The organism is Azospirillum sp. RU38E (assembly GCF_900188385.1).
GTDB lineage: Bacteria > Pseudomonadota > Alphaproteobacteria > Azospirillales > Azospirillaceae > Niveispirillum.
Genome location: NZ_FZOI01000014.1, coordinates 1 through 16,541 on the forward strand (window position 1 = coordinate 1; position 16,541 = coordinate 16,541).

A 16,541-nucleotide genomic window follows, 5' to 3' on the forward strand; every position below is an offset into this window, starting at 1 on the left:
CGCCACCCGCTACGACAAAACAGATTGCAGCTACGCCGCAATGATAAACCTTACCGCAACCGTGCTGGTGATGCGATGAATGTCAACAGACCATAACAACGTGAGAATTTAAGAGTCTGACAATAAACAAAAATCCCAGACGTACTCTTAAACCGGCAGCAGGGCCGCCGCCACCCGCCGCCCCTCGGCCAGCAGCACATTATAGGTGCGGCAGGCGGCGGGGCTGTCCATCACATCCACCACCACGCCTGCCTCCCGCAGCGCCTTGCGCAGGGCCGATGGCAGTAACTGCATCTTCGCCCCACAGCCCAGCAGCAGCACCTCCACCTTCGGGTCGGCCTGGGTGATCAGGGCGAAACTTTCCAGCGTCAGTCCGGCGAATCCGGCCACGTCCCAGGGGTGGGTGACGTCCGGCTGTACGATCACCGGTTCCTGATACAGCCGGTTGGAAACGCGGAACATGCCGGGGCCATAGGTGTCGATCACCTGACGGTCGGCGGGGATGATCGGGGTCACATCCATCAGATACCTCGGCTGTGTATGTCCGGATATAACAAGGCCCGCGTTACCCCTGTTCCCAAGGGCTGCGCGGGCCTATCGGGCAGAAAAGGCGATGATATTACTTATCGTCGCCCTTCACCGGCTCGGTCTTGCTCAGCACGCTGGTGATGGTGCCGCGCATGACGCGAACGCGCACGCCCTCGGCGATTTCCACCGTCACATCATCATCGGTACCCACCTTAATGACGGTGCCGACAATGCCGCCGCCGGTGACAACCTTGTCGCCGCGGCGCAGGGCGTCCAGCATCGACTTATGTTCCTTCATCTTCTTCTGCTGCGGACGGATCAGCAGGAAATAGAAGACGACGAAAATCAGCACCAGCGGCGCCAGCGACATCAACTGTTGCATCCCGCCCCCATCGGTCGGGGCGGCGGCAGCCTGGGCATAGGCCGTGGAAATGAACATCAACTGCTCCTCAAAGGACGGATCTTTTCAGGCGAAACGCCAGACGCGGGGACTATACAAGGGGACGGGCGGGTTGCAACCGAAACTCACCCCAGCCATGCGGCTGAACCGGGTTTGATGGCCGCTTCCACATGCTACCGTTCCGGCCCCGCACAATTGGGGTGGGCGCTTGCCGCCCGCAAGCCCCTATCCTGCCTGAAAACCGCGACAGACGCATGACCATGACCGACACCACCCATCCGTTGCTGCCGATCCTGTCCCGCATTGCCGACGCGCTGGACCGGCTGGCCCCGCCCGCCACGCCGCGCGCCGATCTGGCGGCGGCCGACGCCTTTGTCTGGCGCGCGGCGGAACTGGCCCTGGTGCCGGTGGAAAAGGTGTCCTTCGTGGAGCTGGAGCTGTTGCAGGGCATCGACCGGCAGCGCCAGCAATTGCTGGAAAATACCCAACGCTTCGCCCGTGGCCTGCCGGCCAACAATGCCCTGCTGTGGGGGGCGCGCGGCATGGGCAAAAGCTCCCTGGTGAAATCCATCCATGCCCGTATCAACCGCGATGCGCCGGGTGGGCTGGTGCTGGTGGAAATCCACCGTGAAGATATCCCCACCCTGCCCAAGCTGCTGGATGTGCTGCGCGCCAGCGACCGCCGCTTCCTGCTGTTCTGCGATGACCTTTCATTCGGCACCGATGACGGCCAGTACAAATCCCTGAAGGCCATGCTGGAAGGCGGGATCGAGGGACGGCCGGAAAATGTGCTGCTCTACGCCACCTCCAACCGCCGCCATCTGATGCCGCGCGACATGATCGAGAATGAACGCTCGACGGCCATCAACCCGGCCGAGGCGGTGGAGGAGAAGATCAGCCTGTCCGACCGGTTCGGCCTGTGGCTGGGCTTCCATTCCTGCGACCAGGATACGTTCTTCGCCATGATCGAGGGCTATGCCGCTGCCTATGGGCTGAGTATCCCGGTGGAGGAATTGCACGCCGCCGCCGTGGAATGGTCGGTCACACGCGGCAACCGGTCGGGCCGCGTGGCATGGCAATTGATTCAGGAGTTGGCCGGCAGCCAGGGCCGGCGCCTGGGTTGAGCCGCTGGACCTTTCCGATAAAATCCCCATCTGTGGCACTCACATTTCCCCCGAAAGGGTCGGAGGCTGCATCATGAGTACGCTGGCGGCGGATAACGCCCTTATCTTGCAGCAGGCCGCCGACTGGCTGGCCGCGGGCAAACCGGTGGCGCTGGCCACCGTTATCGGCACCTGGGGTTCCGCCCCCCGCCCGGTCGGCAGCCTGATGGCCATTGCCGGGGGCGGGGCCATGGCCGGATCGGTTTCCGGCGGCTGCATCGAAGGGGCGGTGGCGCTGCAGGCGGAAAAGGTGATGCAGGAGGGGGAGCCGCGCCTGATCTCCTTTGGCATCAGCAATGACTTGGCCTGGGAAGTGGGCCTGGCCTGTGGCGGCAAGCTGGACATCTATCTGGAGCCGATCGCATGAAGCGCCGTGTGTTTGAGGCACTGCGCCGGGCCCAGCAGGCTGGTCAGCCGGTGGCCCTGGTCACCGATATGGGCACCGGGTTTCAGACCCTGGTGGGCAGCGATGGCCGGCAGCAGGGCGATGTGGGGTTGGAGGATGAATTCCTGCCCCAGGTGCTGGAGGCCATCCGCCATGACCGCAGCGGCATGGTGGAATTCTATGAGGGCCGTTTCTTCATCAATATCTTTGCCCCGCCGCTGCGGCTGTTCATCATCGGCGCGGTGCATCTGGCCCAGGCCCTGGCCCCGGCGGCGCGGCTGGCGGGATATCAGGTGGTGGTGATCGACCCACGGGCCGCCTTTGCCACGCCGGAACGTTTCCCCGACACGGTTCTGGTGCGGGAATGGCCGGATGAGGCGCTGACGGCCCTGCGGCCCGATGCCAGCAGCGCCATCGTGACGCTCAGCCATGATGCCAAGTTCGACGATCCGGCCCTGAAGGCCGCCCTGGCAACGCCCGCCTTCTATATCGGTGCCCTGGGCAGCCGGAAAAGCCATGCCAGCCGCCGCGAACGGCTGTTGGCCGATGGGGTGGCGGAGGCGGATTTTGCCCGTATCCGGGGGCCGGTGGGGCTGGATATCGGGGCGGTCAGCCCGCAGGAAATCGCCCTTTCCATTCTGGCGGACATGGTGCTGCAGCGGCGCGGCCCGCGCCAGAAGGCGGCGAAGGAATAAGGCGGATGCGTTTCGGTTCCGTACCGACCCTTATGGCGGCTGGCCATATCCTGGCCCATGCGCTGTCATTGCCTGATCAACGCCTGCGCAAGGGCCATGTGCTGACGGTGGCAGACCGGGATCGGATCATTGCATCCGGTATCGAAACAATCATTGTCGCCCAATTGGATCCCGATGATGTGGCGGAAGACCGGGCCGCCACGCGCGTGGGCGCTGCGCTGGCGGGCGCCGGTCTGACGCAAGGGGCGGCCTATACCGGCCGGGTCAACCTGTTCGCCGCCACTGATGGTTTACTGGTGCTGGATCGGGCGGTGATTGACCGGACAAACCGGGTTGATGAAGGGGTGACCATCGCCACCCTGCCCCCCTTCACGCCAGTGGTGGCGGGGCAGATGGTGGCGACGGTGAAGATCATCCCCTTCGCCGTCTCTGAAACCATCATTTCGCAGGTGGAACAGGTTCTGGCCCAACCGCCCATCCGGCTTTCCCCCTGGGCTGGCCTGTCGGTGGGGCTGGTGCAGACGCTGCTGCCCGGCGTCAAGCCCAGCATTCTGGACAAGACGCGCACCGTGCTGGCGCAGCGGCTGGCCGGCATTGGCGCCACCCTGGCCTGGGAACAGCGGGTGGCGCATAACGAAACGGCCCTGGCCACCGTGCTGGCGGCGAAGGGGGCCGATCTGCTGTTGATCGTGGGTGCCTCGGCCATTACCGACCGGCGTGATGTCATTCCGCTGGCGCTGGAACAGGCGGGCGGCACGGTACGCCATCTGGGAATGCCGGTTGATCCCGGCAATCTGCTGATGCTGGGGGAACGGCAGGGCAAGCCTGTGCTGGGCCTGCCGGGCTGCGCCCGTTCCCCCAAACTGAACGGGGTGGATTGGCTGCTCTGGCGGTTGGGGGCCGGGCTGGATGTAACACCGGATGATCTGATGGGCATGGGGGTGGGTGGCCTGCTGGCAGAGGTGGCTGAACGACCCGCTCCCCGCGCCGTCGGTGCCCGGCAGCCGCGCATCCAGGGGCTGATCCTGGCCGCCGGCAGCAGCCGACGCATGGGCCAGGACAACAAGCTGCTGCTGCCCTTCCAGGGCAAGCCCCTGTTGCGCCATGTGGTGGAGGCGGCGACCGCCTCTCAGCTCTGCGGCCTGACGCTGGTAACCGGTCATGATGATGCGGCGGTGCGGGCGCTGCTGGACGGGCTGCCGCTCCACATCACCCATGCCGCCGACCATGCGGCGGGGATGAGCGCCAGCCTGAAGGCCGGGTTGGCTGCCCTGCCGGCCGATCTGGATGGGGTGATGGTGCTGCTGGGCGACATGCCGCTGGTGACGGCGGGGGAGATTGACCGGCTGATCGCCGCCTTCTCCCCCGCCGATGGGCGCGGCATCTGTGTGCCCAGCCATGGCGGGCAGCGGGGCAACCCGATCCTGTGGAACAGTACCTATCTGCCGGAAATGCAGGGACTTACCGGCGATAAAGGCGCGCGTGACCTGCTGCTGCGCCACGCCGCCGCCATCTGCGACGTGCCGATGGACAATGACGGCGTGCTGCGCGATGTGGATACACCGGACGCACTGGCCGACCTGATCGCGCTCACGGGCGAACGATAAGCGCGCGCCCGCCGCTGCGGACCTGTTCCATCTCCAGCGGTGAGGGCTTTCCCGCCTCGCCCCCCAGAAAGGCCAGCACCTGCGCCATAGCGCCATGGGCCATCAGGTCGGTATGGGCGCCCGCCGCCGGGCGCCAGGCGGTGACGGGTGCTGTCGCCAATGCCTCCAGCGCCTCCCCCAATGCCACCGGAATGGTCCGGTCGGCGCGGCCATGCAGGATTAGCACCGGTGCGCGCACCTCCGCCATGAAAGACGCGCTGTTGAAGCGGTGTCGCAGCAAGGCGCGCACCGGAACGAACGGGTATCGCTGGGCCGCAACATCGGACAGGCTGGTGAAGGGGGCCTCCAGAATCAGGGCGGCCAGCCCGCGTTCCGCCGCCAGGGGCACGGCGATGCCGGTGCCCAGGCTTTCCCCCCAGATCACCAGCTTCCGGCCCGACACCCCCTGCCCGACCAGGAAATCCAGCGCGGCGCGCCCATCGGCCAGCAAGCCCTTTTCCGACGGCTCCCCGTCATTGCCGGCATAGCCGCGATATCCGGCGATCAGCACGCCATAGCCGGCATCGGCCAGCGCCCGCGCCTTGTCGGCCCGCAGACCGGGATGGCCGGCATTACCGGGAAACAGCGCAATGGTCGGCTTGGTCAGCCCATCGGCCGCCCGATACCAGCAATCCAACGCCAGACCGTCGGCAGTGGCCGCCTGTACCACCCGGAAATCAGCCAACCCCCAATCCGGCGGGGAAACCCGGCCGCGATGGGGCCGGAAGATCAGTTTTTCCTGCTGCACGGTCAGCCCAGCGACAATGGCGAGATAGAACAGCGCCAGGATCGCCAGCAGCCAGAACATCAGCCCTCCAGCCCCGCCTGCAGCGCGTAGTAACGGGCATAGGCACCGCCCGTTGCCAGCAACTGTTCATGCGTGCCCTGCTCCACCACCCGGCCCTTATCCATCACATAGATGCAATCGGCATCAATGATGGTGGACAGCCGGTGGGCGATGACCATGGTGGTGCGCCCGGCCTGCAGCCGGCGCAAAGCTTCCTGGATGGCGCGTTCCGATTCACTGTCCAGGGCCGATGTCGCCTCATCCAGCAGCAGGATGGGCGCGTTCTTCAGCATGGCACGGGCAATGGCAATCCGCTGGCGTTGCCCGCCGGACAGTTTCAGCCCCTGTTCACCCACAATCGTGTCATAGCCCTGGGGCAGTTGCAGGATGAAATCATGCGCCGCCGCATCGCGGGCGGCCTGTTCCACCTCCGCCTCCGACGCGCCGGGGCGGCCATAGGCGATATTGGCGCGGATCGTATCATCGAACAGGGCGGTTTCCTGGCTGACCAGGGCGATATTGGCCCGCAGGCTGGCCAGCGTCACATCGCGTATATCCTGATCGCCCACCAGCACCCGGCCGGCATCCACATCATAAAAACGCGGGATCAGGTTCAACACGGTGGTCTTGCCGGACCCAGAGGCCCCCACCAGGGCCACGGTGCGGCCGGGCGGAATTTCAATATCGATACCGTTCAGCGCGACCGTATCCTCACCATAGCCGAAGCGCACCTGATCCAGCCGGATGCCCTGCATGGCCACCGGCAGGGTTTTGGCATCAGGCCGATCCACGATGGCCGGCTTGGCATCCAGCACCGCCAGCACCCGTTCCGCTGCCGCCAAACCCATCTGCAACTGGGCATTCAGCTTGGTCAGTGCCTTCATCGGCTGGAAGGCCAGCATGAAGGCACCGATGAAGGCCACCAGCTGGCCCGCCGTGCTGTCACCGGTGCCGATGGTGTAACCGCCATACAGGATGATGCCCACCACGGCCACGCCGCTGAACACCTCATTGATCGGCATGGTGGAAGCGGCGGTGCGGTAGCTTTTGGCCGTCAGCTTGCGCAAGCGGTCGATGGTCACGCCGACCCGCTTTTCCTCATATGCCTCCATGCCATAGGCCTTCACGTGCCGGGCGCCCTGGAAGGTCTGGCTCAACACGGCGGAGAAATTGCCCAGCTCTGCCTGCTGGCGGGCGGCGATGCGGCGCAGCCGCTTGCCCAGCCGCGACAGGAACAGCCCGGAAAAGGGGAAAACGGTGAAGGCGATCAGGCCCAGCAGCCAGTCCTTTTCAAACATCACCGCGATCAGCACGATCAGGGTCAGCGCATTATTGACAATACCGGTCAGGCATTCCGACACCGCCATGCGCATCTGGTTCACATCATTGACCAGATGCGAAATCAACTCGCCGGAGGCGCGGCCATGCAGATAGGCCAGATCGGACCGGATCAGGTGGCTGTAAACCTGCCCCTGAATACGCGCCACCACCCGCTGGCCGACATGGTTGACCATGACCGAATGGCCATAGGAGGCGCCGCCGCGCACGACAAAGGCTATGAAGATCAACGCGGCGAAGGGCAGCAGATAGCCATGATTATCCGGCTGGAAAACCTTATCCAGAAGCGGCTGCAGCCCCTGGGCGATGGTGCCGGTGCCAGCCGCCTCCGCCACCATCAGCACCAGGGCCAGGGCCAGCCGCAGCTTGTACGGCCCAAGATAGGTGCGCATCAGGCGGCGCACCAGCGTGAAAGTGGGCTGGCTGCGCTTATTATCGGCGGGCAGCGCCACAATATTTTTGGACAGGGGCGGGGTGGCCAAGGCAGGCAATTTCCATCAGCGGACACATATCCAGGCAACGGCCATGCCCGTCACCGGCGTGCGAAGAGGTAGCATATTGTCAGATGATGGGCACCCGGCAAGAAGACCCGGCGCAGGGCCGCCATTCCCCGCCCCCGTCAGGCGGGGTCCGCCGGGCTTTGCCCCCGCAGCCAGCCGGCAATGATCGCCCCCACCCCTTCCTTGGTGAAGGCCACCCCCATCCCCTGGGCAGATTGCCGCACCACGCGGGCATCAGCCTGCATGCCTACCGCTGGCACCTCCAGCACCAGCAGCGTGCCGATGGGCAAGGAAGGGGCGCCGGTCAGCAGGGCACCAGAGGCAGAAACATCGCTGATGCGGCAGTCGAACCGATCCGACCCGACATGCAGATGGATGGGGGCGTAAACCGGCCGCCGGTCATAGCGACGGCGGTTCGGCTTCACCAGGGCGGCAATGGCGCTGAAAAATCCGGTTCCCGACATGGCTTACAGCCTGCTGATGCAGATGGCGGTCAAATCATCGGCCAAAGGCCGCTGCACCACAGTGTCGAAGGCGGCAAGAAAAGGTGCAAGCCGCTTTTCATCGGTCCCGAAGGTTTGATCGACCAGCCGCAACAGCCCCTCTTCCCCCAGCAGATGGCCGTTGCGATCCTCTGCCTCCGTCACCGCGTCGGAATAGACCAGCAGGCTGGTCCCCTGGGGGAACGCCACCTCATCGGCCGTCAGCAGTGGATTGTTGGAAACGCCCAGCATTAGGCCGCTGGCATCCAGCAGGGTGCTCTTGCCCGCGCAATAAAGCAGCGGACTTGGCGCGCCGGCCGCCGCGTAACGCAGCGTGCCGGCGGCCCGGTCGATGATGCCATAGAAGCAGGTGGCAAACTGCCCCACCGGCAGCAGATCCTTCAGCGGCCGGTTCAGCATGGTCAGCCAAGCCGCCGGTTCGTACCCGTGCGGGGGGATACGTTCGATCAGGGTGTGAAAACGAAATGTGTTGATGGCAGCCGAAATACCATGGCCGGAGAAATCGGCGGCCAGAATGCCCAGCCGGTTTTCATCCAGATCAAACATTGTCCAGAAATCACCGCCCAATTCGTCCGACGGCTCAAACCGCCCTTCGATGGACAGGCCATGGCGCAGCCCGGCCGCCGTAATCGCCCGCTGATCCGGGATCAGCGACAGTTGCATGTTGCGGGCCAGCTTCAGGTCGCTTTGCAGCCGGCGATGGAAATCAGACAGGTTGCGGAAGAAGAACTGCTTTTCCAGATGCAGCCGCACCCGGGCCATGCATTCACCCGGATTGATCGGCTTGGCCAGAATATCCGATGCCCCGGCCTCAAAACACTTCACCCCCGCCGGGTCGGAGCGGGAGGATGTCTGCATCAAAACGGGCAGATCAGCCCAGGCCGGATTGGTGCGAACCTGCCGGCACATGGCCAGCCCATCCATCACCGGCATGTCAATGTCCAGCAGCACCAGATCATAGTGACGGGCTGCCAGCTGCTGCAGCCCTTCCTGGCCATTGGTGGCGAAATCCACGCCGCCAATGCCCACCCAATGCATGAAGCGCGAGAGGATTTCCCGGTTGAACCGGCTGTCATCGACAATCAGCACTCGGAAATCGCCAAAGGCAATCCGCCGGGGGGCGCCGGGGAAGGCGCCCTTTTCGCTGTCTGCTCCACCGCTCATCGTTTGAACATCATGCTGATACGGGAACCGCCGGCGGTGACATCCACCGCGTCGGCCAGCTCGCGCAGGAGACGCAAGCCCCGGCCCGATTTGGCATCCGGTGCCACATCCGGACTTGCCGCCTGATATCCCTCCCCTTCGTCACTGACGGCAACCACTGCCTGATCAGCCTCATTGCTGATATCAATGGAGACGCGGCGGCGGGCATAGTCCCGCATGGCCATGCGGCTGTGAATTTCGCGGTGGAAGCGGTCAAACGCCTCCCGGTCGCCGCCGGGGCCGTTGCGGATACCCAGATTGCCATGCACCACGGCATTGCTGACCGCTTCGTGCAGGCACAGCTCCAGATCATGCACCCGATCCGGACGCAGCCAGCCGCGCGCAATCATTTCTCCCCCCAGGATGGGGGGCATGGCCATGCTGAAACAGCTGGCCGTCGTCACCGAAACATGCAGACGATCCGGGGCGGCCAAGCCACGCAGGGCGGGCGCCGGCAAACCCAGATCGCTCTCCACCTCCACATACCCCCGCGCGCCCCCAGCAAGGCACGCCTGCAGCTCCCGATCCGTGGCGCGCAAGGTCATCATGATGGTGCAGGGCGCGCCCGGCGGGGCAACGCCGAATCCATGCAGAACCGCGATACGCCGCAACATCGCCGGCGCCAGATCACCACCAATATTGATGGCGCTTTCTGGCGGCCGGCCAGAGCCTGCTGGTGGGGTTGGCGGCAGCGCGGTCACGGCTGGCGGCTCCCCGTCCGGTCAAGGCGTGACGCGGAAAAGCGTCTGGAATTTGGCGATCTGCAAAATGCGGCGCACCGATTCCTGTGCCCCGAACAGCTCAATCTCCACATTCTTCGGCAGAGCCACGTCACGGGCGATCAGGAACATGCCAAGGCCGGAACTATCCACGAATTCCAACCCGCTGAGGTCGAAAACGCAGCGTTCGCCCTGCATCCGCTCGATTGATTCCACCACAGCGCGGAACTTCTCGTGATCCACCAGCGTCATGCGGCCCGCGAGGGTGACGCGTAACCCGTCGGCAGCGGTCTGGACGGCGTAATCCATCGAAAGTCTCCGTGATTCAGTCGAACAGATTGTCGATTTCAGATTGGTCCAACGGATTGGGCGGTTCGTCAACAGCACTTGCGGGTGCTGGTGACGAGGGCGGTTTTGCCGCTGGTGCCGGTGTGGCAAAACCGGACATCAGCGCATCCACCTCATTCTGGTCCACCCCATCGGATCGCGGCCCGCCCAGCAGATGGGCATCGGGCCGCTTATCCTCCGGCTCCTCCGGGGTGGTTGGTTTCACCCCTTCGATATTCCAGATGGCGATCATGGCATTGACGCGCTGTTCCACATAGCGCAGCGCATTCACCACCTTGCTGGTGCGCTGGCCCGTCAGATCCTGGAAGGAACAGGCGGTGAAAATATTGGTGACTTCATTTTCGATATCGGCGCAAAGGTCAGGATCAGCGCCGCCGCGCTTCAGGCGGCCAGCCACTTCCATCAGCCGTTCAGCCGATTGCAGAATTTCGATGGAGGCCCGTTCCGTGGTGGAGACGATGGCGTCCAGTTCATTGGTGGCGATGTCGAGTCGGTTGTTTCCCGTCTCTTTCGGGCGCAGGGCCGCGATCTCCCGGCGGGCCTGTTCGATGGACGCCGCCATCTCCATCAGTTCCCCGCGCAGCGCCTCCGCGCGGCCGGCGGTCTGATAAAGGCTGGCCTGCTGGCTGTAGAGTGCGCGCATTTCGCGCAAGGCGACTTCAAGCTGCGCCTGCCCCGTCTCACCCGCACGTCGGGCATGTTCACGCAGGAAGGCAACACCCTGAGAGGACGCAGCGATTCGGTCGAACAGGGCCGTGTATTCTTCTTCCGACAAGCCCCGGATGATGCCCATTTCGTTCAAGATACGCGCTCTTCCTCTTGAGGGTCAGAACAGTCAGGTACGCTGGGGGCACCTTTCCCGTCCGGCCGGGCTTTCCCGCTAACCTATTGCTACCACCAATGGGGCAAGACCAGCAATTGCCGAACAGCCAACCTGATCTTTTGCTTCATTCTTCACCCCTGGCTGCGGTGAAAATGTCCAAACTGGACATTTGGCTGACAATCGCTATCTTTGTCCAAAATGGACGGAGACATGATGTTGGACGTGGCGAAACTGGCCAAGGTTCTGGCATTGGCCGACAGCGCCAATGCCGGGGAAGCGGCCACCGCGATTGAAACCGCGCGCCGGATGCTGGCCCGAGAGGGCAAGCGGCTGGTTGATCTGGTTTCCGGTCTGGCACCTGTACCGCCCATTCCGGCAACGCCGGCATCAACCCCCGCCCCGGCGCGGGCGCATCCACCGCGTCATGCTCCCCCCCCACCGCCACCGCCCCGACAGGGGGAGGCACAGCTGGAGCCGGCGCAGGTCATCGCCCGCTATGGCAGCCGGGAGGCGGCGCTGGCCCCCTGCAGCCGGGAGAAGCTGTTGCGCGCGGCTGTGGCCCGCTGGGCCCGGCCACAGGAAGCGCCGTTGGACCGCTGGACCCGCAGCCTGGATGGCTGGACCACGGCCAGCCTGCCCCGGCATATGCCCCCCGATATCCGCCGCGCCGTGGAAACGGCCTATTCATTGCCCACCACCATTGCCGGTGCCCTGGCGGAGCTGGAATATTGGGAACGGCGGGACCGGGAACTGGCAGCACTGGTGCCGCATCGGGCGGAAGGCAATGACGGTCAGACCCATCTGGACCTGCCTGCCCATGCCCGTGCGATTGTCATTCGCCGGCTGGTAGAACATGGCCTGCGCGCGCAGACGGCGCAGGATGCCCTGGCGCGTGCTGAATATTGGCGGGCCCGTGCCGGCCGTGGCAGCTGGATGGAAGCAGCCTTGCTGGAGGATTTGCGCCATCTGGCCCGGCTGGAAGGGGCCGTGGAACAGAATGATGAGGATAAGGGCAAACCCAGCCATTTCCGCACCGCATCGGAGCGGCGCGAAGAGGTGGTGCGGATGTTGACGGACCCGGAAACCGCCAGCCTGTCGGATCGGGAAATCGCCCGGCGGGTGGGCGTATCGCCGCAAACGGTGGGGAATCTGCGCCGGCGGACAGGCGCTGGTGAGTAAGGCGGGTGGGCCTTACTTCACCCAATAGCCAGCGGCCTTCAACCAGGCGGGGTTCGCGGCGCGTTCGGTTTCCAGCCAGGCCCGCACGGCACGGCTGACACCAGCCTCGGCAGCAATCCAGCCGAACCATGCGCCCGGCGAAAAATCCAGCCCGGCCAGGGCTGTCAGGACCGGGGCGGCATCGTCACCATTTTGCAGCGGGCGATGGACCCAGTGCAGGGTGACGTCGGCGGCACTGCTCAGGGGCAATTGATCTTCCGGTCCCGCCACGGCGGCCACGACGATGGCGCGGGCGCCAGCGGGCAATTCTTCCAGCCGCCGGGCAATCGCCGGCAGCGCCGTTTCATCCCCCACCAACAGATGCCAGTCGAAGGCCAGCGGAATCAGCATCGATCCGCGGGGTCCGCCAATGCTGAGCGGATCGCCCGGCTGCGCAGTACGCGCCCAATCGGAGGCGGGGCCGCTTTCATGCAAGGCGAAATCAATGGTCAGTTGGTTGGTGGCGGCATCGTAATGGCGCGGGGTGAAATCCCGCATGATCGGCTTTTCCTCCCCCGCCATTGTATCGGGCGCCGGCGGCCGCACCGTCACCGGTTCACCCGGTCGGGGAAAGAACAGCTTCACATGATCGTCAAAGCCGGGGCTGTAGAATCCCTCCAACTCCGGCCCCGTCAGGGTGATGCGGCGCATGGAGGGGGTGAGGTCGGTGACGGCGGAAACCAGCAATTGGCGGAAGCGCAATTCGTGACGCACCCGGCGTGGGGTCCGTTCATCCCCGTTCGCATTTTCCATGATATGATCTTTCCGGAATTTATGTACGTAACGATCAAACGATATATCGTTTGTAACGTCAAGAGTGATTCAGGGACAGACCATCCGGTCACTTAACGTTGGAATTTGGGATCATGCGCGACGGAATGCGGGGGCGCGGCCATGGCCGCCAAGGGGAACGGGGTGACCATCACCCGGATGGCAGCGGGCTTGGGCATGGCCGGCACGGGCGCGGCGGCGGTGGCCGGGTTTTCGGTCCCGGTGACCTGCGGCTGGTGCTGCTCGCCCTGCTGGCCGAGCAACCGCGCCATGGTTATGAGCTGATCAAGGCGATCGAGGCCATCTTTCACGGGACTTACAGCCCCAGCCCCGGTTCGGTCTATCCGATCCTGACCATGGCGGAAGAATTGGGCCACATCGCCCCGGTGGAGGGCGATGGCGCCCGCCGCCCGCTGGCGGTCACGCCAGAGGGACGGCAATGGCTGGCTGAAAATGCCGATGCGGTGGAACTGGCGCAGTCACGGATGCAGTTCGCCGCCCGCGCCATGGTCAAGCGCACGGTGCCAGAGCCGGTAATGCAAAGCATGGAAAAGCTGAAAGCGGCCCTGGCCTTCCACGCGGACCAATGGACAACGGCGGAGACGGCCAGGGTAAAGGCCATTCTGGAGCAGGCGGTGAAGGAGATTGGGGGCCTGCCGGAGACGGCGGCCCCCTGAACCTCAACCCTCACCGGCGTCGGGTGGTCAATGCCCTGCCCCGGCCCCACCGGCCAGGGCATTGCCGATGCCGATGATGATGGTGGAGCCCACCAGGGCGCCGATACCCGCCCAGACAAAGCTGCGGGTCCGGCGGGAGGTGCCTGCCCATTCCTTCAACGCGAAGCCCCACAGGGTGGAGAACAGGATGATGCTGGCCATATGCAGCGTCCAGGAAGAGAAGCCATAGGCCCCCATCTGGCTTTCACCCATGGTGTAGAAGAAAAACTGCAGATACCAGAGCGTGCCACCAAAGGCCGCCAGCAGATAGTTACGCAGCAACGGCGGGCGTGCCCCGCCATCGCGCACACGGCCGACCAGTTCACCGAGGCTGCCATTGCGGAAGATCAGCCAACCGCACCAAAGGGCATTGGTGGTGAGGCCACCCACCAGCACCACACACAGCACCGGCAGCCCCTGCCACAACACGTCGGTGCCAGCGGCCAGCGTCAGGTCACGGATCGGCTGGCCGGCAGCTAGGCCAAAGGCAAAGCAGCTGGACATGACACCGGAGAAGACAGCGACGGCCAGCCCCTTACGCAGGTCGAATTCGGCCACGCCGCCGCCCTGCCCGCCGGCCCCTTCCGCCTCCTTGGATTTGCCGGCCTTGGCCACCAGCACAATACCCACCAGTGTCACCAGGATGCCGGACAGGGTGGCCCCGCCGCTGGCCGTCTGGGCCAGATGCAGCAGGGAACCATCGAAAATCGGCGGCCCCAGCGTGCCGATCACCGTTGTCAGACCCAGCACCACGGCCATGCCCAGGGACAGGCCAAGATAGCGCATGGTCAGGCCGAAGGTCAGACCGCCGAAACCCCAGAGCAGGCCCCAGAACCAGCACCAGAACAGCGTGTCAGTCGGCGTTGCCCCCAGCACACCGAATAGGTCGTTGGTACGCAGGCCAGCAACGATCCAGGGCGCGATGGCCCAGGAGAACAGGCCGCCAACGATCCAGAAAATCTCCCAGGACCAGCGGTTGATGCTTTTATAGGGAACGTAAAAGCTGGCGGACGCCAGGCCGCCCAGCCAATGGAAAAGCAAACCAATCAATGGATTGGGCATTGGTACCATCCTCCCGTCAGGCCGTGTGTGTCGCGGCTCTTGCTTCTTGTCGGGTTGTCATGAATGCAAAAAAAGGGGCGGTGCTGTTCGCACCGCCCCCAGAATATTTTCAATAGGTTGTACGTCCGCCGGAAATGTCGAAGGTGGACGCGGTGGTAAAGCTGCATTCCTGGCTGGCCATCCAGCAAATCATGGCCGCCACCTCATGCACCTCCCCCAACCGACCGGCGGGGATTTTGGAGAGCATATAGTCAATCTGGCTCTGCGGCAGCTGTTCCAGGATCGGGCTTTTGAAGGTGGCCGGGGTCAGGGCGTTGACGCGGATGCCGGTCTTGGCCAGTTCCTTGCCCAGCGACTTGGTGAAACCGATCACGCCGGCCTTGGAGGCCGAGTAAGCGGACGCGTTCGGGTTGCCTTCCTTGCCAGCGACGGAGGAGACATTGACGATGCGGCCGTAATCGTTCTTCAGCATGTGCGGAATCACCGCGCGGCAGCAATAGAACAGGCCGTTCAGGTTGATGTCGATCACCCGGCGCCAGCTGTCCAGGGGGAATTCCTGCACCGGCACCGTGGCCCCGGTGATGCCCGCACTGGCCACCAGCACATCCAGCCGGCCCAGCTTGGCCGCCACGGCATCGGCCGCCGCCTGCACGGCATCGGCATCCGTCACGTCCAGCTGCACGGCATCCACGGCACCCGTGGCCGCCTTGGCAGCGGCCAGCACATCCAGGTTCATGTCCCAGATCACCACCTGGGCCCCTTCCTGCGTCAGCCGGGCCGCCACATCGCGGCCCACGCCCGACGCCCCCCCGGTGACGATGGCGACCTGTCCCTGGTAGCGGTTGGCATAGATGGTGCTGCTCATGCCACACCTTCCTGGGTCCAGGCCACCACGTCCTGGCGCTGTTCGCCCAGCTTGGAAATGCCCAGGCGGATGACGTCACCAGCCTTCAGGAATTTCGGTTCCGGCTTCAGCCCCATGCCCACGCCCGGCGGGGTGCCGGTGGTGATCAGGTCACCCGGTTCCAGGGTGATGAACTGGCTGATATAGGAGACCAGCTGGCGGCAGGTGAAAATCATCGTGCGGCTATTGCCGTTCTGATAGCGGTGGCCATTCACTTCCAGCCACATATCCAGATCCTGCGGATCACCCACCTCGTCCGAGGTCACCACCCAGGGGCCGACCGGGCCGAACGTGTCACAGCCCTTGCCCTTGTCCCAGGTGCCACCACGCTCGATCTGGAAGGCGCGTTCGGAGACGTCGTTGATCAGCACATAGCCAGCGACATGATCCAGCGCCACTTCTTCGCTGACATAGCGGGCGCGGCTGCCGATAACGATGCCCAGTTCCACTTCCCAGTCGGTCTTCACCGAATCCTTGGGGATCATCACCGGATCATTGGGGCCGGTCAGGCAGGAAATGGCCTTGGTGAACAGAACCGGTTCGGACGGCACCGGCAGGTTGGATTCGGCCGCATGGTCCGCGAAATTCAGCCCCACGGCGATGAATTTGCGCACGCCATTGATCGGAACGCCGTAACGCGGCGAACCTTCCACCGCCGGCAGGCTGGCCGGGTCGATGGCGGCAATCTGCGCCAGACCGGCGGGCGTCAGCGTGTCGGGCGTGATATCGGCAATATGGCCGGACAGGTCGCGGATGGTGCCGGACGTATCCAGCAGACCGGGCTTTTCCTGCCCCTTGGGGCCGTAACGCAGCAGTTTCATGGGTTTTTTCT

The 16,541-nt window shown here is 64.4% G+C and carries 19 protein-coding genes and 1 pseudogene; 7 read left to right on the forward strand and 13 right to left on the reverse strand.

What is annotated here, in order from left to right; genetic code table 11:
* Positions 1 to 79: pseudogene (locus tag CHB97_RS26085) on the forward strand (IS5/IS1182 family transposase); the annotation flags it as partial.
* Between the two features lie 68 nt (positions 80 to 147).
* Here the strand turns inward: CHB97_RS26085 and CHB97_RS19050 are convergent.
* Both CHB97_RS19050 and yajC read right to left on the reverse strand, forming a co-directional pair.
* The gene (locus CHB97_RS19050; protein WP_244559612.1) at positions 148 to 522 is read right to left on the reverse strand and encodes an Mth938-like domain-containing protein; all 375 of its coding nucleotides are present in this window, start codon (positions 520 to 522) and stop codon (positions 148 to 150) included.
* 97 nt (positions 523 to 619) lie between these two features.
* Positions 620 to 967, reverse strand: a complete 348-nt coding sequence (gene yajC / locus CHB97_RS19055) for a preprotein translocase subunit YajC (RefSeq protein WP_089289598.1) — start codon at positions 965 to 967, stop codon at positions 620 to 622.
* Between the two features lie 221 nt (positions 968 to 1,188).
* Here yajC and CHB97_RS19060 point away from each other — a divergent pair, with 221 nt between their 5' ends.
* The 4 genes from CHB97_RS19060 (at position 1,189) to CHB97_RS19075 (ending at position 4,778) form a co-directional block, all read left to right on the forward strand.
* The gene (locus CHB97_RS19060) at positions 1,189 to 2,052 is read left to right on the forward strand and encodes an ATP-binding protein (RefSeq protein ID WP_089289723.1); all 864 of its coding nucleotides are present in this window, start codon (positions 1,189 to 1,191) and stop codon (positions 2,050 to 2,052) included.
* A 73-nt stretch (positions 2,053 to 2,125) separates the two neighbouring features.
* On the forward strand, positions 2,126 to 2,458 hold the full coding sequence (locus CHB97_RS19065; RefSeq protein ID WP_089289599.1) for an XdhC family protein: 333 nt from the start codon (positions 2,126 to 2,128) through the stop codon (positions 2,456 to 2,458).
* Entirely contained in the window at positions 2,455 to 3,171 is a 717-nt protein-coding gene (locus CHB97_RS19070) for an XdhC family protein (protein WP_089289600.1), read from the forward strand. The genes CHB97_RS19065 and CHB97_RS19070 overlap by 4 nt, the downstream gene beginning before the upstream one ends.
* Positions 3,172 to 3,176: 5 nt before the next feature.
* Complete coding sequence (locus tag CHB97_RS19075; protein WP_089289601.1) at positions 3,177 to 4,778, forward strand: NTP transferase domain-containing protein; 1,602 nt, start codon at positions 3,177 to 3,179, stop codon at positions 4,776 to 4,778.
* On the opposite strand, the gene CHB97_RS19080 is transcribed toward CHB97_RS19075, so the two are convergent.
* The 7 genes from CHB97_RS19080 to CHB97_RS19110 all read right to left on the reverse strand — a co-directional run bounded on the left by CHB97_RS19080 (position 4,762) and on the right by CHB97_RS19110 (position 11,017).
* A complete protein-coding gene (locus tag CHB97_RS19080) occupies positions 4,762 to 5,625 on the reverse strand; it encodes an alpha/beta hydrolase (RefSeq protein ID WP_089289602.1) in 864 nt (287 codons plus the stop codon). The genes CHB97_RS19075 and CHB97_RS19080 overlap by 17 nt on opposite strands.
* Complete coding sequence (locus CHB97_RS19085; protein ID WP_244559613.1) at positions 5,625 to 7,424, reverse strand: ABC transporter ATP-binding protein; 1,800 nt, start codon at positions 7,422 to 7,424, stop codon at positions 5,625 to 5,627. Before CHB97_RS19085 ends, CHB97_RS19080 begins: the two co-directional genes overlap by 1 nt.
* Before the next feature lie 137 nt (positions 7,425 to 7,561).
* Positions 7,562 to 7,906 carry a PilZ domain-containing protein gene (locus CHB97_RS19090; RefSeq protein WP_089289603.1) on the reverse strand — a complete coding sequence of 115 codons (345 nt, stop codon included), beginning with the start codon at positions 7,904 to 7,906 and terminating at the stop codon, positions 7,562 to 7,564.
* A gap of 3 nt (positions 7,907 to 7,909) precedes the next feature.
* Complete coding sequence (locus CHB97_RS19095; RefSeq protein WP_089289604.1) at positions 7,910 to 9,109, reverse strand: PP2C family protein-serine/threonine phosphatase; 1,200 nt, start codon at positions 9,107 to 9,109, stop codon at positions 7,910 to 7,912.
* Positions 9,106 to 9,849, reverse strand: a complete 744-nt coding sequence (locus tag CHB97_RS19100) for an ATP-binding protein (protein ID WP_089289605.1) — start codon at positions 9,847 to 9,849, stop codon at positions 9,106 to 9,108. The genes CHB97_RS19095 and CHB97_RS19100 overlap by 4 nt, the downstream gene beginning before the upstream one ends.
* Before the next feature lie 21 nt (positions 9,850 to 9,870).
* Positions 9,871 to 10,176, reverse strand: coding sequence for an STAS domain-containing protein (locus CHB97_RS19105; protein ID WP_089289606.1), 306 nt, complete (start codon positions 10,174 to 10,176; stop codon positions 9,871 to 9,873).
* A gap of 16 nt (positions 10,177 to 10,192) precedes the next feature.
* Entirely contained in the window at positions 10,193 to 11,017 is an 825-nt protein-coding gene (locus CHB97_RS19110) for a hypothetical protein (protein WP_160106022.1), read from the reverse strand.
* Between the two features lie 231 nt (positions 11,018 to 11,248).
* Between CHB97_RS19110 and CHB97_RS19115 the strand changes: the two genes are divergently transcribed.
* Positions 11,249 to 12,217, forward strand: a complete 969-nt coding sequence (locus CHB97_RS19115) for a response regulator transcription factor (RefSeq protein WP_089289608.1) — start codon at positions 11,249 to 11,251, stop codon at positions 12,215 to 12,217.
* A gap of 12 nt (positions 12,218 to 12,229) precedes the next feature.
* On the opposite strand, the gene CHB97_RS19120 is transcribed toward CHB97_RS19115, so the two are convergent.
* A complete protein-coding gene (locus CHB97_RS19120; protein WP_089289609.1) occupies positions 12,230 to 13,009 on the reverse strand; it encodes a siderophore-interacting protein in 780 nt (259 codons plus the stop codon).
* A gap of 113 nt (positions 13,010 to 13,122) precedes the next feature.
* Here CHB97_RS19120 and CHB97_RS19125 point away from each other — a divergent pair, with 113 nt between their 5' ends.
* Positions 13,123 to 13,704 (forward strand): PadR family transcriptional regulator, encoded by a 582-nt coding sequence (locus CHB97_RS19125; RefSeq protein ID WP_089289610.1) that lies wholly within the window; start codon positions 13,123 to 13,125, stop codon positions 13,702 to 13,704.
* A gap of 27 nt (positions 13,705 to 13,731) precedes the next feature.
* Here the strand turns inward: CHB97_RS19125 and rhaT are convergent, their stop codons facing one another.
* The 3 genes from rhaT to CHB97_RS19140 form a co-directional block, all read right to left on the reverse strand.
* Positions 13,732 to 14,805 (reverse strand): L-rhamnose/proton symporter RhaT, encoded by a 1,074-nt coding sequence (gene rhaT, locus CHB97_RS19130; protein WP_089289611.1) that lies wholly within the window; start codon positions 14,803 to 14,805, stop codon positions 13,732 to 13,734.
* A gap of 109 nt (positions 14,806 to 14,914) precedes the next feature.
* Positions 14,915 to 15,670 carry an SDR family NAD(P)-dependent oxidoreductase gene (locus tag CHB97_RS19135; RefSeq protein WP_089289612.1) on the reverse strand — a complete coding sequence of 252 codons (756 nt, stop codon included), beginning with the start codon at positions 15,668 to 15,670 and terminating at the stop codon, positions 14,915 to 14,917.
* Positions 15,667 to 16,530, reverse strand: a complete 864-nt coding sequence (locus CHB97_RS19140) for a fumarylacetoacetate hydrolase family protein (protein ID WP_089289613.1) — start codon at positions 16,528 to 16,530, stop codon at positions 15,667 to 15,669. The genes CHB97_RS19135 and CHB97_RS19140 overlap by 4 nt, the downstream gene beginning before the upstream one ends.
* Positions 16,531 to 16,541: the final 11 nt, after the last annotated feature.

Excerpts from the sequence above, each read along its gene's own strand:
- CHB97_RS19050 (WP_244559612.1), bottom strand. The coding sequence starts at position 522 with ATGGATGTGACCCCGATCATCCCCGCCGACCGTCAGGTGATCGACACC.
- yajC (WP_089289598.1), bottom strand. The coding sequence starts at position 967 with ATGTTCATTTCCACGGCCTATGCCCAGGCTGCCGCCGCCCCGACCGAT.
- CHB97_RS19060 (WP_089289723.1), top strand. The coding sequence starts at position 1,189 with ATGACCGACACCACCCATCCGTTGCTGCCGATCCTGTCCCGCATTGCC.
- CHB97_RS19065 (WP_089289599.1), top strand. The coding sequence starts at position 2,126 with ATGAGTACGCTGGCGGCGGATAACGCCCTTATCTTGCAGCAGGCCGCC.
- CHB97_RS19070 (WP_089289600.1), top strand. The coding sequence starts at position 2,455 with ATGAAGCGCCGTGTGTTTGAGGCACTGCGCCGGGCCCAGCAGGCTGGT.
- CHB97_RS19075 (WP_089289601.1), top strand. The coding sequence starts at position 3,177 with ATGCGTTTCGGTTCCGTACCGACCCTTATGGCGGCTGGCCATATCCTG.
- CHB97_RS19080 (WP_089289602.1), bottom strand. The coding sequence starts at position 5,625 with ATGTTCTGGCTGCTGGCGATCCTGGCGCTGTTCTATCTCGCCATTGTC.
- CHB97_RS19090 (WP_089289603.1), bottom strand. The coding sequence starts at position 7,906 with ATGTCGGGAACCGGATTTTTCAGCGCCATTGCCGCCCTGGTGAAGCCG.
- CHB97_RS19095 (WP_089289604.1), bottom strand. The coding sequence starts at position 9,109 with ATGAGCGGTGGAGCAGACAGCGAAAAGGGCGCCTTCCCCGGCGCCCCC.
- CHB97_RS19105 (WP_089289606.1), bottom strand. The coding sequence starts at position 10,176 with ATGGATTACGCCGTCCAGACCGCTGCCGACGGGTTACGCGTCACCCTC.
- CHB97_RS19115 (WP_089289608.1), top strand. The coding sequence starts at position 11,249 with ATGATGTTGGACGTGGCGAAACTGGCCAAGGTTCTGGCATTGGCCGAC.
- CHB97_RS19120 (WP_089289609.1), bottom strand. The coding sequence starts at position 13,009 with ATGGAAAATGCGAACGGGGATGAACGGACCCCACGCCGGGTGCGTCAC.
- CHB97_RS19125 (WP_089289610.1), top strand. The coding sequence starts at position 13,123 with ATGCGCGACGGAATGCGGGGGCGCGGCCATGGCCGCCAAGGGGAACGG.
- rhaT (WP_089289611.1), bottom strand. The coding sequence starts at position 14,805 with ATGCCCAATCCATTGATTGGTTTGCTTTTCCATTGGCTGGGCGGCCTG.
- CHB97_RS19135 (WP_089289612.1), bottom strand. The coding sequence starts at position 15,670 with ATGAGCAGCACCATCTATGCCAACCGCTACCAGGGACAGGTCGCCATC.
- CHB97_RS19140 (WP_089289613.1), bottom strand. The coding sequence starts at position 16,530 with ATGAAACTGCTGCGTTACGGCCCCAAGGGGCAGGAAAAGCCCGGTCTG.